The 16,491-nt window shown below is 62.5% G+C and carries 15 protein-coding genes and 1 pseudogene; 11 read left to right on the top strand and 5 right to left on the bottom strand.

Features of this window, described 5'->3' with window-relative positions; genetic code table 11:
• The 9 genes from EOD15_RS01530 to EOD15_RS01570 form a co-directional block, all read left to right on the top strand.
• Positions 1-494 (top strand): helix-hairpin-helix domain-containing protein (locus EOD15_RS01530; protein ID WP_245463545.1); only part of this gene is annotated, 494 nt, incomplete at its 5' end.
• A 38-nt stretch (positions 495-532) separates the two neighbouring features.
• Positions 533-1,183: an RNA-binding protein gene (locus tag EOD15_RS01535; protein WP_023811407.1), complete on the top strand. Its 651-nt coding sequence runs from the start codon at positions 533-535 to the stop codon at positions 1,181-1,183.
• Positions 1,180-3,750: a translation initiation factor IF-2 gene (infB, locus tag EOD15_RS01540; protein WP_127318983.1), complete on the top strand. Its 2,571-nt coding sequence runs from the start codon at positions 1,180-1,182 to the stop codon at positions 3,748-3,750. The genes EOD15_RS01535 and infB overlap by 4 nt, the downstream gene beginning before the upstream one ends.
• Before the next feature lie 125 nt (positions 3,751-3,875).
• Complete coding sequence (rbfA, locus tag EOD15_RS01545; RefSeq protein WP_127318981.1) at positions 3,876-4,316, top strand: 30S ribosome-binding factor RbfA; 441 nt, start codon at positions 3,876-3,878, stop codon at positions 4,314-4,316.
• Positions 4,316-5,326 carry a tRNA pseudouridine(55) synthase TruB gene (truB, locus tag EOD15_RS01550; protein WP_127318979.1) on the top strand — a complete coding sequence of 337 codons (1,011 nt, stop codon included), beginning with the start codon at positions 4,316-4,318 and terminating at the stop codon, positions 5,324-5,326. Before rbfA ends, truB begins: the two co-directional genes overlap by 1 nt.
• 44 nt (positions 5,327-5,370) lie before the next feature.
• Entirely contained in the window at positions 5,371-6,465 is a 1,095-nt protein-coding gene (gene corA, locus EOD15_RS01555; RefSeq protein ID WP_127270701.1) for a magnesium/cobalt transporter CorA, read from the top strand.
• Between the two features lie 140 nt (positions 6,466-6,605).
• Positions 6,606-6,917, top strand: a complete 312-nt coding sequence (gene rpsO / locus EOD15_RS01560) for a 30S ribosomal protein S15 (RefSeq protein ID WP_281035278.1) — start codon at positions 6,606-6,608, stop codon at positions 6,915-6,917.
• 276 nt (positions 6,918-7,193) lie between these two features.
• Positions 7,194-9,341, top strand: a complete 2,148-nt coding sequence (gene pnp / locus EOD15_RS01565; RefSeq protein WP_127318977.1) for a polyribonucleotide nucleotidyltransferase — start codon at positions 7,194-7,196, stop codon at positions 9,339-9,341.
• A 106-nt stretch (positions 9,342-9,447) separates the two neighbouring features.
• Entirely contained in the window at positions 9,448-10,467 is a 1,020-nt protein-coding gene (locus EOD15_RS01570) for a class I SAM-dependent methyltransferase (protein WP_127318975.1), read from the top strand.
• Between the two features lie 15 nt (positions 10,468-10,482).
• On the opposite strand, the gene EOD15_RS01575 is transcribed toward EOD15_RS01570, so the two are convergent.
• The 4 genes from EOD15_RS01575 to fabA form a co-directional block, all read right to left on the bottom strand.
• Positions 10,483-12,027 carry a bifunctional diguanylate cyclase/phosphodiesterase gene (locus EOD15_RS01575; protein WP_127318973.1) on the bottom strand — a complete coding sequence of 515 codons (1,545 nt, stop codon included), beginning with the start codon at positions 12,025-12,027 and terminating at the stop codon, positions 10,483-10,485.
• 205 nt (positions 12,028-12,232) lie between these two features.
• Positions 12,233-13,045 (bottom strand): enoyl-ACP reductase FabI, encoded by an 813-nt coding sequence (gene fabI / locus EOD15_RS01580; protein ID WP_127318971.1) that lies wholly within the window; start codon positions 13,043-13,045, stop codon positions 12,233-12,235.
• Between the two features lie 13 nt (positions 13,046-13,058).
• Complete coding sequence (gene fabB / locus EOD15_RS01585) at positions 13,059-14,279, bottom strand: beta-ketoacyl-ACP synthase I (protein WP_127318969.1); 1,221 nt, start codon at positions 14,277-14,279, stop codon at positions 13,059-13,061.
• 50 nt (positions 14,280-14,329) lie between these two features.
• Positions 14,330-14,845, bottom strand: coding sequence for a 3-hydroxyacyl-[acyl-carrier-protein] dehydratase FabA (fabA, locus tag EOD15_RS01590; protein WP_013527885.1), 516 nt, complete (start codon positions 14,843-14,845; stop codon positions 14,330-14,332).
• 243 nt (positions 14,846-15,088) lie between these two features.
• On the opposite strand from fabA, the gene irrA reads away from it, so the two are divergent.
• A complete protein-coding gene (irrA, locus tag EOD15_RS01595; RefSeq protein ID WP_024503471.1) occupies positions 15,089-15,520 on the top strand; it encodes an iron response transcriptional regulator IrrA in 432 nt (143 codons plus the stop codon).
• 19 nt (positions 15,521-15,539) lie between these two features.
• Positions 15,540-15,703, top strand: a pseudogene (locus tag EOD15_RS01600) (DUF4260 family protein); the annotation flags it as partial.
• Positions 15,704-15,771: 68 nt separating this feature from the next.
• On the opposite strand, the gene EOD15_RS01605 reads toward EOD15_RS01600, so the two are convergent.
• The gene (locus EOD15_RS01605) at positions 15,772-16,332 is read right to left on the bottom strand and encodes an SH3 domain-containing protein (protein ID WP_127267923.1); all 561 of its coding nucleotides are present in this window, start codon (positions 16,330-16,332) and stop codon (positions 15,772-15,774) included.
• Between the last annotated feature and the right edge of the window lie 159 nt (positions 16,333-16,491).

A 16,491-nucleotide genomic window follows, 5' to 3' on the forward strand; every position in this document is an offset into this window, starting at 1 on the left:
ACGTCGACGAGATGGTCGGCCAGGTGCTGGCCTCCGAAGGCTTCACCAGCGTCGAGGAAGTCGCGTATGTCGATTCCGGCGAGATCGCCTCGATCGACGGTTTCGACGAGGATACCGCTTCGGAAATCCAGACCCGCGCCCGCGAATATCTGGAGAAGATCGAGGCCGAGCATGATGACAAGCGCAAGGCGCTCGGTGTTTCGGACGAGTTGCGCGAAATTCCCGGCGTCACCACCGCCATGATGGTGACGCTTGGCGAGGACGGCGTGAAGACGATCGAGGATTTCGCCGGCTATGCCGCCGACGACCTGACCGGCTGGAAGGAACGCAAGGACGGCGAGACAAAGGTCTATCCGGGCGTGCTGGCCAATCATGGCGTGACCCGCGCGGACGCCGAACAGATGGTTCTGGCCGCCCGCCTCAAGGCCGGCTGGATCACCGAAGACGAGCTTGCAGCCGAAGAAGTCTCGGCTGACGAAGCCGTTGGTGCGTGAGGTGAAACCGCATCGCACCGAACCCGCCCCTGGACGAGATGAACGATCGCACCTGCATCGTTACGCGCAAACAAGCCGAACCGGATGATCTGATCCGGTTCGTCGTCGGCCCGGATTCGGCCGTCGTTCCCGACATCAAGAGAAATCTGCCCGGCCGCGGTTGCTGGGTGAGCGCCGACCGCCTACATATCGACAAGGCTGCGGCGAAGAACCTCTTTGCCCGCGCCTTCAAGGCACAGGTGGTCGTGCCGCCCGATCTTGGCGGCATGATCGACGGGCTGCTTTCCAGGCACGCTCTGGGCATGCTTGGTCTTGCCCGTAAGGCAGGCGCAATTTCGCTTGGTGCTACCAAGGTCGAAAGTGCTGTTCGCGGCGGATTGGCGCTTTTCGTGCTCCACGCGACCGAGGCGTCCGATGACGGCGTGCGCAAGATCAGCCAGGCGCGACGGGCGACAGTCCATCTCGGCGGGCCCGCCATCCTTGCCTACAAACTTTTCTCCGAGGCCGAGTTGAGCTTGGCATTGGGGGGTACAAATGTGATACATGCTGCCGTTCTCGCGGGAGACGCGGGCAGGGCGGTCCAGAAGCGCATGGTTGCGCTCGACCGGTATCGGGGCGGTTCCCCGGACGATCTGGCAATGCTTGCGGCTGTTGCTGACGAAGATGATGCCGCAGAGGATATGGAATGAGCGATACGAAATCGGGTGACGACAATACGCTGAGTGTGACGCCGAAGAAGACCTTGACGCTGAAGCGCCCCGGTATGGAACAGGGCACTGTGCGCCAGAACTTCTCGCACGGCCGCACCAAGCAGGTCGTCGTCGAAACCAAGAAGCGCAAGTTCTCGATGCCCGGCGACAAGCCGGAGCCTGTTGCCGCCCCGGTCTTCACACCGAAGCCGGCGGTCGTGGCCGCAACCGTTGTCGTGCCGGAAGCACCGAAGGCGCCACCACCGCCACCGGCCCCGGTCGAACGCAGCGGCATGGTGCTGAACGAGCTTTCGCGCAGTGAAATGGAAGCACGCCGCAGGGCGCTCGAGGGCTCGAAGGTTCGCGAGGTCGAGGACCGCCAGCGCGCCGCCGAGGATGCCAAGCGTCGCGCCGAGGACGAAGAGCGCCGCAAGCGCGAACGCGATGAATCCGCACGCCGCCAGGCCGAGGAAGAGGCGCGGTTGCAGACCGAGGCCGAATCCCGCCGTCGGGCTGAGGAAGAGGCCCGTCGACGCGCGCCATTGGCTGCCGAACTGGCAACGGTCGATGACGAGGAAGTGGCCAAGCCGAAGCGTGTTGGTGCCGGCGCACCGGTGCGCCGTCCGGTCACGCCCGAAGTGGCGCGTCCGGCCAAACCGACCAAGGCCGAGGAAGACCGCCGCCGCGGCAAGCTGACGCTGAATTCAGCCTTGTCCGACGAAGATGCGCGAGCCCGTTCGCTGTCGTCGATGCGTCGCCGCCAGGAAAAATTCAAGCGCGCGATGCACAATGAGCCGCGCGAGAAAGTCATGCGCGAAGTGATCCTGCCAGAGACCATTACCATCCAGGAACTGGCGCAACGCATGTCCGAGCGCGCGGTCGACCTGGTCAAGTTCTTCATGAAGCAGGGCCAGATCCTGAAGCCGGGCGACGTCATCGATGCCGACACGGCCGAGCTGGTTGCTACCGAATTCGGCCACACGGTCCGCCGCGTCGCCGAGTCCGACATCGAGGAAGGCCTGTTCAACATCGCCGACAATGCCGAGGACCTGGTTTCGCGTCCGCCGGTCGTGACGATCATGGGTCACGTCGATCATGGCAAGACCTCGCTGCTCGACGCGATCCGCAACGCCAATGTCGTCTCCGGCGAAGCCGGCGGCATCACCCAGCATATCGGCGCCTACCAGGTCGAGAAGAACGGTCACAAGATCACCTTCATCGACACGCCCGGCCACGCCGCCTTCACGGCGATGCGTGCTCGTGGCGCCCAGGCGACCGACATTGCCATCCTGGTGGTTGCCGCCGACGACAGCGTCATGCCGCAGACGATCGAATCGATCAGCCATGCCAAGGCGGCCGGCGTTCCGATCATCGTGGCGATCAACAAGATCGACAAGCATGATGCCGATCCGCAGAAAGTGCGCTCCGAACTGCTGCGCCACGAGGTTTTCGTCGAATCCATGGGCGGTGAAGTTCTGGACGTCGAAGTGTCGGCGACCAAGGGCACCAACCTCGACAAGCTGCTCGAGGCGATCCTGCTGCAGGCCGAAATTCTCGACCTGAAGGCCAATCCGGATCGTACCGCCGAAGGCGTCGTCATCGAAGCCCAGCTCGACAAGGGCCGTGGTCCCGTTGCCACCGTGCTGGTGCAGACCGGCACGCTGATGCCGGGCGACATCCTCGTTGCCGGCAACGAATGGGGCCGGGTGCGTGCGCTGGTCAACGATCGTGGCGTGCAGATCAAGGAAGCGCCGCCGGCGATGCCGGTGGAAGTGCTTGGCTTGCAGGGCACCCCGCAGGCCGGCGACCGCTTCGCCGTGGTCAACAACGAGGCCCGTGCCCGCGAGATCACCGAATACCGCCAGCGTCTGGCGCGCGAGAAGGCCGTTGCCAAGCATGCCGGCCAGCGCGGTTCGCTCGAGCAGATGATGTCGCAATTGCAGACAAGCGGGCTGAAGGAATTTCCGCTGGTCATCAAGGGTGACGTGCAGGGCTCGATCGAGGCGATCAACGCCGCGCTCGACAAGCTCGGCACCGACGAAGTCCGTGCGCGCATCGTCCATGCCGGCGCCGGCGCCATCACCGAAAGCGACGTGTCGTTGGCGGAGACTTCGGGTGCCGCGATCATCGGCTTCAACGTCCGCGCCAACGTCCAGGCGCGTGCCGCCGCAGCGGCGGCTGGCATCGAGATCCGCTATTACTCGATCATCTACAACCTTGTGGATGACGTGAAGGCGGCTCTGTCGGGCCTGCTGTCGCCGGAGCGTCGCGAGACCTTCATCGGCAATGCGCAGATCCTCGAAATCTTCGACATCACCAAAGTCGGCAAGATCGCCGGCTGCCGTGTCACCGAAGGCAAGGTCGAGCGTGGCGCGGGTGTGCGCCTGATCCGTGACAACGTCGTCATCCACGAAGGGACGCTGAAGACCCTGAAGCGCTTCAAGGACGAAGTTTCGGAAGTTCCCGGCGGCCAGGAATGCGGCATGGCCTTCCAGAACTACGAGGACATGCGCGTCGGCGACGTCATCGAGTGCTTCCGCGTCGAGATGGTGACCCGGACACTCTGAGTTCGAGTGACTTGTCCATACCGGGCGGTGGCCGAAAGGCCGCCGCCCGAGGTCTATTGAGAACGACCCATATGAGACATGCGGCACGGTCCCATCCCGCGCCTCACGCTTCAGGATAGAGAAAAATGCCCCGTCCAACCACATCCAGCCCATCCCAGCGCATGCTGCGCGTCGCCGAACAGGTGCGCCATGCGCTGTCCGAAACCCTGCAGCGCGGCGAGATCATCGATCCGCTGATCGAGAACACCGTGGTGTCGGTCTCGGAAGTGCGCATGTCGCCCGATTTGAAGGTCGCTACCGCTTTCGTTTCGCCACTCGGCGCCAAGGATACCGATGCGGTGGTCGAGGCGCTGAACAAGCATGCGAAATTCATCCGTGGCCGTGTCTCCGGCGCGCTGCGGCAGATGAAATTCATGCCGGAGTTTCGCTTCAAACTCGACACCTCCTTCGACAATTTCGCCAGGATCAACGACCTCTTGAAATCCCCGGAAGTGGCGCGCGATCTGGATCCTGAGGGCCAGCAAAACGCGGACCAGGACAAAGACGACAACAAGGACACCGAATAGTGGCGCGCCGCGGCAAGAAGAAGGGCCGGCCGATCTCGGGCTGGCTGATCCTGGACAAGCCGGTCGGCATGGGCTCGACCGAAGCCGTCTCCAAGATCAAATGGCTGTTCCAGGCCGAAAAGGCCGGCCATGCCGGCACGCTCGACCCGCTGGCGTCCGGCATGCTGCCGATCGCGCTTGGCGAGGCCACCAAGACCGTTCCCTACGTGCAGGACGGCGCCAAGATCTATCGCTTCACCGTCGCATGGGGGCAGGAGCGCTCCACCGATGACCTCGAAGGTCCGGTGACGAAGGAGTCCGATCTGCGTCCGTCGGAAGCCGAGGTGCTCGCCCTGCTGCCGAAATACACCGGCGTCATCATGCAGACGCCGCCGCAATTCTCGGCCATCAAGATCGCCGGCGAGCGCGCCTATGATCTGGCCCGCGACGGTGCGACGGTCGACATACCCGCGCGAGAGATCGAGATCGGCCGTCTGGACGTTGTCGAGCATGGCGCCGACCACACTGTTTTCGAGGTCGAATGCGGCAAGGGCACCTATGTGCGCTCGCTGGCCCGCGACATGGGCCGCGACATGGGCTGTTTCGGCCATATCAGAGAATTGCGCCGGGTCGAGGTCGAACCGTTCACCTCGGAGGACTTCGTTACCATCGCCGAGTTGGAAGCTGCCCGTTTCGGCGTGGTGGAGGGAAACGCGGACGCGACTGATATCGCCGACGCTACGGTAGCCGCCGACACGGCAGAGGCTGCCGACAAGGTGGAAGTGCCAATCGACTTCGATGCCATCGATGCGCTCCTGGTCGACACATCGGCTGCCCTCGATTGCCTGCCGCAGATCGCCATCAGCGACGATGCGGCGACCAAGATCCGCCTTGGCAACCCAGTCATCATCCGCGGCCGCGATGCACCGGTGGAAGCCGAGGAAGCCTGCGCCACGGCGCGCGGCAAGCTGGTCGCCATCGGTGCCATCGAGCAAGGCATGTTCAAGCCCAAGCGGGTCTTTGCCGGGTGACGGCTCTCGTCTAACTTCAGTTCGACTCTACGCTCGAGGGGCACATGGCAAAGGCCGAAGCGGTGAACAAACGGGCGCCGGTGAAAACGCGCCGGCCGCCGGTCGGTGCGTCGCCTGGCACGCTGATCGCCGATCCCTCGGCGCGTCGCAGCGAACTCAGGCTGACGCTGATCTCGCCCGAAAAATTCAAAACCATCGAAAATGCCAGCATCGACGACCTCAACACTCATTGCGACAAATGGCCGGTCCTCTGGCTCGACTGCACCGGCCTCGCCAACATCCCGCTGATCGAGGAGATCGGCCGCATTTTCAGCCTGCATCCGCTGGCGCTGGAGGACGTCGTCAACACCGGCCAGCGGCCGAAGGTCGACTTCTTCGAGGACCATGCCTTCGTCGTCGTCAGGATGATCGACGACGTCACCTCGCATCGCTATGAGCAGATCGCCGTCTTCTTCGGCAGCAACTTCGTCGTCACCTTCCAGGAGCGGGAAGGCGATCCGTTCGATCCGGTGCGCAAGCGCATCGAAAGTTCGGCGCCCAACCGGCTGCGCGCCCGCGGCGCCGATTACCTCGCCTATGCGCTGATCGATGCCATCGTCGACAGCTACTTTCCGCCGATCGAGGCCGCCGGCGATACGGTCGACAGCATTGAGGACGAGATGCTGCATTCGCCGCACAAGCATCAGATGCGGCAACTGCATGAATTGCGGCGCGACGCCAACGTGCTGAAAGGCGTGCTTTGGCCGATGCGCGATGCGCTGGCGACGCTGATCCGCAACGATGTGCCCTATGTGAAGGCCGAGACCAAGATCTTCCTCAACGACACGCTCGACCATGCGCTGCGGCTGATCGAACTGGTCGAAACCCAGCGCGACATGCTGACCGGCCTGATCGAGATGCACCTGTCGCTGAGCCAGGCGCGCACCAACGACGTCATCAGCTATCTCACCATCGTATCGGTCATCTTCATGCCGCTCACCTTCCTGGTCGGCATCTGGGGCATGAATTTCGACCCGGAGTCTTCGCCCTGGAACATGCCGGAACTGAAGGCCTATTATGGCTATCCCTTGTCGCTGCTGTTCATGGCGCTTGTCGCGTTCGGGCTGATCGCCTTCTTCAAATGGAAGAAATGGCTTTGACAAGGATAAACCTGCCATTTTGGGCCTGAAAAGCCGGCTGGTGAATTGGGCTGGTGTTTTCCGGGGAATTGCACTATATGCGCCGCAGCATAGCGCTGTGACGCTTTGCTTGCACCGGCCCCTGCTGGACGACATCCCGGCTGAGGGCGACCCGTTTCCTCAAACAGATAAGGAAAAGCACGATGTCGATTACTGCCGAGCGCAAACAGGAATTGATGGGTGAATTCGCAACCGCCAAGGGCGATACCGGGTCTCCGGAAGTCCAGGTGGCCATCCTTTCCGAGCGCATCAAGAACCTGACCGACCATTTCAAGGACCACAAGAAGGATAACCATTCCCGCCGTGGTCTGCTTGCTCTCGTCTCCCAGCGCCGCAGCCTGCTTGATTATCTCAAGCGCAAGGACGACGCGCGCTACCAGACGCTGATCGAGAAGCTCGGTCTGCGTCGTTGACGAATTGACCGGCGGGCTTTCGAAGGAGAGCCCGCCGGTCGCGCATTCTGCCAGTCGTATCGACTGGCCAGACCCGGTTTCGATCGTGCAGAGGGCACTCGAAACCGCCCATGGACGGTCATGGGGCAGGATTGCAGGACGCTCGCGCGCGCAGTGCGCCGAAATCACCCGAGCTTCCCGTTGTCTTGCCCGTGGCTGCCCGAGAAAGGAAGCCAGGGAAAGGGCATCCGCGCACCGTGAAACGGCGCGGCCCTTTCCTCATATTAAGGACAAGACATGTTCAATCACCACAAAGTGGAAATCGAATGGGGCGGCCGTCCGCTCATCCTCGAAACCGGCAAGATCGCACGCCAGGCTGACGGCGCGGTGCTCGCCACCTACGGCGAGACCAAGGTTCTCGCCACCGTTGTTTCGATGAAGGAGCCGAAGCCCGGCCTCGATTTCTTCCCGCTGACCGTCAACTACCAGGAAAAGACTTACGCCGCCGGCAAGATCCCGGGTGGCTATTTCAAGCGTGAAGGCCGTCCGAGCGAGAAGGAAACGCTGGTTTCCCGCCTCATCGACCGCCCGATCCGCCCGCTCTTCGCCTCCGGCTACAAGAACGACACGCAGATCGTCGTCACCGTCGTCCAGCATGACCTCGAGAACGATCCCGACATCCTGTCGATCGTGGCCACCTCGGCTGCCCTGACGCTCTCGGGCGTGCCCTTCATGGGCCCGATCGGCGGCGCCCGCGTTGGCTATATCAACGGCGAATACGTGCTCAACCCGCATGTCGACGAGATGCAGGAATCGAAGCTCGACCTGATCGTCGCCGGCACCACCGACGCCGTGCTGATGGTTGAGTCCGAGGCCAAGGAATTGGGCGAAGAGCTGATGCTCGGCGCCGTCATGTTCGGCCACAAGGGTTTCCAGCCGGTCATCGACGCCATCATCAAGCTGGCCGAAGTCGCCGCCAAGGAGCCGCGCGACTTCACCGCGCCGGACTATTCCGCGCTTGAAGCCGAGATGCTGAAGATCGTCGGCGACGAACTCAGCAATGCCTACAAGAACGTCGACAAGCAGAAGCGCTACGCCGCCGTCGACGCCGTCAAGGCGAAGGTCAAGGCAGCGTTCGCCCCGGCCGAAGGCGAAGACGCCAAGTACACCTCCGAGCAGATCGGTTCGGTTTTCAAGGAACTCCAGGCCAAGGTCGTGCGCTGGAACATTCTCGACACCGGCTCGCGCATCGATGGCCGTGACCTCAAGACGGTCCGCAAGATCGTTTCCGAAGTCGGCGTCCTGCCGCGCACCCACGGTTCGGCGCTGTTCACCCGCGGCGAGACCCAGGCGCTGGTCGTTGCCACGCTCGGCACCGGCGAGGACGAGCAGTATGTCGATTCGCTGACCGGCATGTACAAGGAGAAGTTCCTCCTTCACTACAACTTCCCTCCCTACTCCGTCGGCGAGACCGGCCGCATGGGTTCGCCGGGCCGTCGCGAAATCGGCCATGGCAAGCTCGCCTGGCGCGCCATTCGCCCGATGCTGCCGAGTGCCGACCAGTTCCCCTACACGCTGCGCGTCGTCTCGGAGATCACCGAGTCCAACGGCTCGTCGTCGATGGCCACCGTCTGCGGCACCTCGCTGGCGCTGATGGATGCCGGCGTGCCGCTGGCAAAGCCGGTCGCCGGTATCGCCATGGGCCTGATCAAGGAAGGCGAGCGTTTCGCCGTTCTGTCCGACATCCTTGGTGATGAGGATCACCTCGGCGACATGGACTTCAAGGTCGCCGGCACCGCGAACGGCATCACCTCGCTGCAGATGGATATCAAGATCGAAGGCATCACCGAGGAGATCATGAAGATCGCGCTGGACCAGGCCAAGGATGGCCGCCAGCACATCCTCGGCGAGATGGCGCATGCTCTGACCGGCGCGCGTTCGGAACTGGGTGAGTTCGCACCGCGCATCGAAGTGATGCACATCCCGACCGACAAGATCCGTGACGTGATCGGCTCGGGCGGCAAGGTGATCCGCGAGATCGTCGAAAAGACCGGCGCCAAGATCAACATCGAGGACGACGGCACGGTCAAGATCGCTTCGTCCAACGCCAAGGAGATCGAGGCGGCGAAGAAGTGGATCCACACCATCGTCGCCGAGCCGGAAGTCGGCGAGATCTACGAAGGTACGGTCGTCAAGACCGCGGATTTCGGCGCTTTCGTCAACTTCTTCGGTCCGCGTGACGGCCTCGTCCACATCTCGCAGCTTGCCAACGACCGGGTCGCCAAGACCTCGGACGTGGTCAAGGAAGGCGACAAGGTCTGGGTCAAGCTGATGGGCTTCGACGAGCGCGGCAAGGTCCGCCTGTCGATGAAGGTCGTCGACCAGGCCACCGGCAAGGAACTCGCCCGCGACAAGAAGACCGAAGGCGAAGAAAACGCCGCCTGAACGTCTTGAGTTCATGAATTGAAGCGGGCGCGGCTTATGTCGCGCCCGTTTTCATTTCAGCCCCGGTTTTCACTTTCAAATCGCCCAGACAAGTCGAGATCGAACAATGTCCGCCGAGCCGTTGAAGACGCTTTTCCATCCCTTCGAGGCCGAGGCTGTTTCTTTGCCGGGAAAGGCTACGCGCGCCCTGTTTCTCGGCGCTGAGCCGGGTTTTCGCCTGCCTGAAGGCTTCGAGGCGACGCTTCACCTCGTGCAGGGCTTCCGGCCGCATTTTAGCGCGCTGCAGGCGTCTGGCTGCGTCGTCACCGCGCAAGTGGAAGGCGATGGCTTCGATATGGCACTTGTGCTTGCCGGCCGGCATCGGGGTCTGAACGAAGTGCGCCTCGCGGAGGCGCTTGAGCGTGTGGCGCCGGGCGGCTTAGTCGTCGTTGGCGGCGGCAAGGACGATGGCATTGCCAGCCTGCGCAAGCGCGTCGGCGAACTTGTGCCGCTGGAGGGCCATCTGCCAAAATATCACGGCATCGCCTTCTGGTTACGCCGTCCCGCGGACCTCGCCGCCGCGGAAGAACTGCGCGCCGCCAATCCCGCTCTGCTGGTTGAAAACCGGTTCCGCACCGCGCCCGGCATGTTTTCCTTCGACCGGATCGATACCGGCTCGAAATTGCTGGTCGAGAACCTGCCCAATGATCTGCGTGGCAACATTGCCGATTTCTGCGCCGGCTGGGGGTATCTGGCTGCCGAGATCGCCGTCCGCTCACCGGGCATTTCAGAGCTCGACCTCTATGAGGCCGATTTCGCCTCGCTCGAAGCCGCAAAGCTCCATCTGGCAGGGGTCGGCCAGTCGATCGCCAGGAATTTCTTCTGGATCGATCTGCTGAAGGAACCGGTCGAGAAGCGCTACGACGCGATCGCCATGAACCCGCCCTTTCACCGCAGCCGGGCGGCCGAGCCGGAGATCGGCGCCGGCATGATCCGCGCGGCGGCCAAGGCCTTGAAACCAGGTGGGCGGCTGTTCATGGTCGCCAACCGCCAGCTTCCCTATGAGCCGATCCTGGCGGCCGCTTTTTCGAGCCATGCCGAACTCGCCCGCGACGGCATGTTCAAGGTGCTTGTCGCTCGTCGTTGATACAATGCACCGCGTTCAATGCAGATTGGCGACGCGTCGGACCTCATCGGTGACATGCACGTCGCCGACCCTGATCCTGAGGGGGGCCGGCCTGCCGTACAGGTAGCCTTGCACCACCTCGCAGCCGGCTGCCCTGAGCAGCGTCGCCTGGCTTTCGGTCTCGACGCCTTCGGCAATGATGCTGACGCCGAGCGCGCGCGACAGCCCGACGATGGTCGAGACGACCGCACCCGAGCTGGAATCGGTGTCGAGGCGGCTGACGAAGGACCGGTCGATCTTCAGCTTGCCGAACGAGAAATCGATCAGGTAGCTCAAATTGGAATAGCCGGTGCCGAAATCGTCGACGGCGACCGAGATGCCCATATCCGCGAGCTCCTTCAGGATGGCGGCAGCGCGGTCGCGGTCCTGCATCATCGCCGTCTCGGTCACTTCCAGCTCCAGCCGCGACGGCTTGATGCCGGTGCTCGTCATGGCGTCGCGCACGATGCCGACAAAATCCTTGGTCATGAACTGGACGGGCGAGATGTTGACGGCGACGAAGCAGTCGTCGGGCAGATGCCGGGCGTCGCTGCAGGCTTTGCGCAGCACCCATTCGCCGATCGGGCCGATCATGCCGGTTTCCTCGGCGATCGGAATGAACTCCATCGGCGGGATCATGCCGCATTCCGGATGCCGCCAGCGGATAAGCGCTTCATACCCGACGATGCGGCCGGTCGGGAGATCGAGCTGCGGCTGGTAATGAAGGTCGAAGTCACCACGTTCGAAGGCTATGTGCAGTTCGGATTCGATCCATTGGCGATGGTCGGCGACCCTGCCCATTTCGGCATGGAAGACCGACCAGTTGCCGACGCCGCTGGCGCGCGCGTTCTGCAGCGCCAGATTAGAGCGGCGCAGGATGAGGACCGGATCGACGCCGTCCTTTGGCATCGCCACGATGCCGACCGACAGGCTGACCGATTGCAGGTGCGTACCGAGATCATAGGGCTCCATCATCTCGTCGATGAGCCTCTCTATGGTGCTTTCCAAGGACCCTGAGACCTGGTTGTCAGGGAGCAGGATCGCGAATTCACCGGCGCCGATGCGTCCGATCAGCGCGCGCGGTGGCACGCACGTCTTCAAGCGCTTGGTGAAGGCGCGGATCAACTCGTCGCCCTGGCTGTAGCCGATGGCGTCATTGATCTGCTTGAAGCGGTCGATGTCGATATCGATGAGGAACATCGGCTCGCCGGTCCGGCTGGTCGCGCATGCCGCCTCGGCAATCTTGCCGACCATCGCCGGGCGTGCCACCAGGCCGGTCAGCTTGTCGAAATGGGTTTCCGTGAAGACGAAATCCGCCGATTCATCGACGCCGGCGAAGAAGGACATCGCGGCGACCGACGCCGCCAGTGCGCAAAGAGCGGCCATCACCGGGACCATCAAGTCCGCGGAGATGCCGGCAAAACCATCGCCGAGACCGAGCTTCAGGCCCCAGAGCCCGAGGACGAAACTGCCGAGACCCGAACTCGCTATGGTGAGCAGTCGGAACACCGGTGTTCGCTTCGGGTTGCTGACGGCGAGCATTGAAAGTTCCCCTGAGTACGGGGCTTTCTAGCGGATATCTCCTTAAAATGAGTTTCCGCGAATGAATCCAATTTTATTGGACCGAAAGTATTTCTTGAGCGGATCAACGCGCATGGCGCTGAAACGGATTCAACTGGCGCGCCTAAGCTTCGTGTCTTCAAATGTCGCCATTTTAAAACCGCCGCGCATCTTTGGGCGGCAGGCGTTAGTCTCGTGCGCCGTCTGTCTGCTTCAATTCGTCGAGCGTCGGCATGGAAACGATGTGATAGCCGGAATCGACATAGTGGATTTCGCCGGTAACCCCGGAAGACAGATCCGACAACAGATAAAGTGCCGAGCCACCGACTTCGTCGATGGTCACCGTGCGGCGCAGCGGCGAGTTTCGCTGCTGGTAGGAGAACATGTGGCGCGCATCGGAAATGCCGGCGCCGGCAAGCGTGCGCACCGGTCCAGCCGATATGGCGTTCACCCTGATGGCGCGCGGACCGTAGTCGTTCGCAAGATACCGGACACTCGCCTCAAGCCCTGCCTTGGCGACGCCCATGACATTGTAGTTCGGCATGACGCGGACCGACCCCGCATAGGTCAGCGTGATCATCGATCCGCCGTCCTTCATCAAGGTGGCCGCATGGCGGGCGACCTCGGTGAAGGAGTAGCAGGAGATCACCATGGTGCGGACGAAATTGTCACGGCTGGTGTCGGCGTAGAGGCCTTTCAGCTCGTTCTTGTCGGAAAAGCCAATGGCGTGGACGACGAAATCCAGCCCGCCCCATTCCTTGCCCAGAGTCTCGAACGTGGCCGCGACAGAATCGCTGTCCTCGACGTCGCACGGCACGACCAGCGAGGCGCCGAGCTTGTCGGCCAGCGGCCTGACCCGGCGTCCGAAGGCATCACCCTGATAGGTGAAGGCGAGTTCCGCGCCATGTTCGGCTAATTTCCGGGCGATGCCCCAGGCGATCGAGTGATCGTTGGCGACACCCATGACAAGCCCGCGCTTGCCCTTCATCAATCCGTCCATGGCCGGCAAATCCTTATGCGGAATAGCGCTGGAAAACGAGCGTGGCGTTGGTGCCGCCGAAGCCGAACGAATTGGACAGGACAGTGTCGATCCTGGCGTCGTCGATGCGCTTTCGCACGATCGGCATGCCCTCGAATTCGGGGTCGAGGGTCTCGATATGGGCGCTTTCGCCGATGAAGCCGCCCTGCATCATCAGGATCGAATAGATGGATTCCTGCACGCCGGCCGCGCCCAGCGAATGGCCGGTCAGCGACTTCGTCGAGGTGATATACGGCATCTCTGAGCCGAACACCTCGCGGATCGCTCCCATTTCCTTGGAATCTCCCACCGGCGTCGAGGTACCATGGGTGTTGATGTAGTCGACCGGTGTGGAAACCGTGGCCAGCGCCTGGCGCATGCAGCGGACCGCGCCCTCGCCTGAAGGGGCAACCATGTCGTGACCATCCGACGTCGCGCCATAGCCAACGATCTCGGCATAGATTTTCGCGCCGCGCGCTTTGGCATGCTCAAGCTCTTCCAGCACCAGCACCCCGGCGCCGCCGGCGATGACGAAGCCGTCGCGATTGGCGTCATAGGCGCGGGAAGCGGTCGATGCCTTGTCGTTGAATTTCGACGACATGGCGCCCATGGCGTCGAACAGGTCCGACATCGTCCAGTCGAGATCCTCGTGGCCGCCGGCAAAGATGATGTCCTGCTTGCCCCACTGGATCAATTCATAGCCATTGCCGATGCAATGCGCCGAGGTCGAACAGGCCGACGAGATCGAGTAGTTGACGCCGTGGATCTTGAACCAGGTGGCAAGCGTCGCCGATGCGGTCGACGACATTGCCTTCGGCACCGCGAACGGACCGATGCGCTTGGGACTGCCGTTCTTCAGCGTCGTTTCGGCAGCTTCGACGATGGTGCGGGTGGATGGCCCGCCCGATCCCATGACGATGCCGGTGCGCTCATTGGTGATGTCGCTCTCGCCGAGGCCCGCATCCGCGATCGCCTGATCCATGGCGACATGGTTCCAGGCAGCCCCCTGGCTCAGGAAGCGCATCGCACGGCGGTCGATCATGGCCGATGGATCGAGCGTCGGCGCTCCCCAGACCTGGCAGCGGAAGCCGTGTTCGGCGAAGGAATCGGAGAAGCTGATGCCGGATCTGGCGTCATGCAGAGAGGTCTGCACCTCGTTGGCATTGTTGCCGATCGACGACACAATGCCGATGCCTGTGACTACGACACGTCTCATTCGCAACTCCTTCCAGGGGTGCTGGCCAGAGAGCTGGCCAGGGATGCCGGTCAGCCAACCGCCGACTGCTTGGACAGACCGACTTTCAAATCCGTTGCCGCGTATATGGGTTCGCCATCCGCCTTCAGCCAGCCATCGGCGATGCCGAGCACCAGCCGGCCCCGCATCACGCGCTTGAAGTCGATGCCATATTCGACCTTCTTCACCGAGGGCGTGACCATGCCCTTGAATTTCACTTCACCGGTCGACAGCGCCATCCCCTTGCCGGGTTCGCCCAGCCAGCCAAGATAGAAGCCCGTCAATTGCCACATGGCGTCGAGGCCGAGGCACCCCGGCATGATCGGATTGCCGATGAAATGGCAGGCAAAGAACCACAGGTCCGGCTTGATGTCGAACTCCGCGCGGATGAAACCCTTCTCGAAGGCGCCGCCCGTCTCGCTGATCTCGGTGATGCGGTCGAACATCAGCATCGGCGGATAGGGAAGCTGGGCGTTGCCCGGTCCGAACAGTTCGCCGCGGGCGCAGGCCAGCAATTCGTCGTACTCGTAGCTGGATTTACCCGCCATCAATCTCATCCCCATATCGTTCCGGGCTATCGGGTGCCCTTGTCGTTGGTTTCCTAACACAATCTGTTTCAGGCCGGAAACCGGCGTTTGCGCTTAGCCTGCTCGTCTGCCTGGGTCAATGCGCGCTATTGATCGCATTCGGACGACAGAATATATGTCCTGAGAGGTCCGGTTTCGGCAGACGTTCATTTTTTTGCCATTCTGGGCTTGTCTTGGGGCGGAACTGTGGGGTTCGACGAGAAGATGGACCTGGACGGCCGGAAGGAAAATGTCGCTGTGGACAAGCGGGTCCGTGAAGCTGGCCTGAGGCCGACGCGTCAGCGCATTGCGCTGGCCGATCTGCTTTTCGCCAAGGGCGACCGGCATCTGTCGGCCGAGGAACTGCACGAGGAGGCGGTTGCCGCCGGCGTGCCGGTGTCGCTGGCCACCGTCTACAATGCCCTTCACCAGTTTACCCAGGCGGGACTTTTGCGCATCCTCGCCGTGGAGGGCGCGAAAACCTATTTCGACACCAACACCTCCGACCACCACCATTTCTACATCGAAGGCGAAAACCGCATATTCGACATCGACAGTGGTCCGGTGACGGTCGCCAACCTGCCGGAGCCGCCGGAAGGGATGGAGATCGCCAATGTCGATATCGTGGTGAGGCTGCGCCCCAAACGCCGCGAATGACCGGCGAGGCCCCCTTACCGTGCCCGTGCTGTTGCTGCTCGGCGGGCACATGTGGGGCAATGCGGCCGCGATGGCGGTTGCGCTGATCTGGATCGCGCACATCGCCATCGACCGTGCGCTGGCCTATGGCCTGAAGCTGCCACCGGCTTTCAGGACACCCATCTCGGCCGTATCGGGCGCTAGGCTGACCTGAATTTCAACACACCCAAACCGGGCCGTGAAGGATCGGGGTTAAGATTCTGGGTCAAGAATCAGTCCTTGACCCGTTCGCCGGGATAGGCGCCCCAGACGATCGACTGGGCAAGCCAGCCTGTGTGGCCATCGAATGTCATTTCGCACCACTGGCCGTCGCAGGATTTGATCGTGCCCATGACGCCCGGCTCGACCATCGCGACCACCCTTGCGTCCTTGTTGGGGCTGTTGAGAAGGTTGATCTGGGCACCCTTGCCGCGCTGCCACGGAGCAACGATTGCCGTGCGCCGGCCGGACAGCAGCGACTGGTTGATCCAGCCTTCCGAACCATCGGCATCGCGCACGCGGCGCCATGTGTCGAATTCCTGGATGATCTCCATCGGCAGGCCGGCCTTCATATACATCCAGTCGACCGAGTAGTTGGCCCCGGGACCGACGCGCGAGTTGACGCGGCCGGATTTCAGGCTGACGAACCGCGGCAGCGGCAGGCCACTCGGACCAAGCGTGACGACGCCCTGGGCAGGTGCAGCGGCACTCTGCGCCACGGCAAGCGGAGAATAAAGCAGAGCGCCGAGAAATGCTGCGCTGAGGGTCAGGCGAAGCGACGCGAAACCAGACACTTTCATTCCTTTCGGCGCTTGCCCATCGGCCTCGGCGCCCCTTTTTCTTTGTCTTCGGCGGCACCGCTTGTTACAGGGAGTAATCGGCACCGCGACCGGCTTTCAGTTTCGCCGGTCTTGGTTAAAGAGGTCTCAACGAGATCGGGTTAGAAGCAATTC

Origin of the sequence: Mesorhizobium sp. M7A.T.Ca.US.000.02.2.1 (genome assembly GCF_003996995.1) — a bacterium.
Taxonomy (GTDB): domain Bacteria; phylum Pseudomonadota; class Alphaproteobacteria; order Rhizobiales; family Rhizobiaceae; genus Mesorhizobium.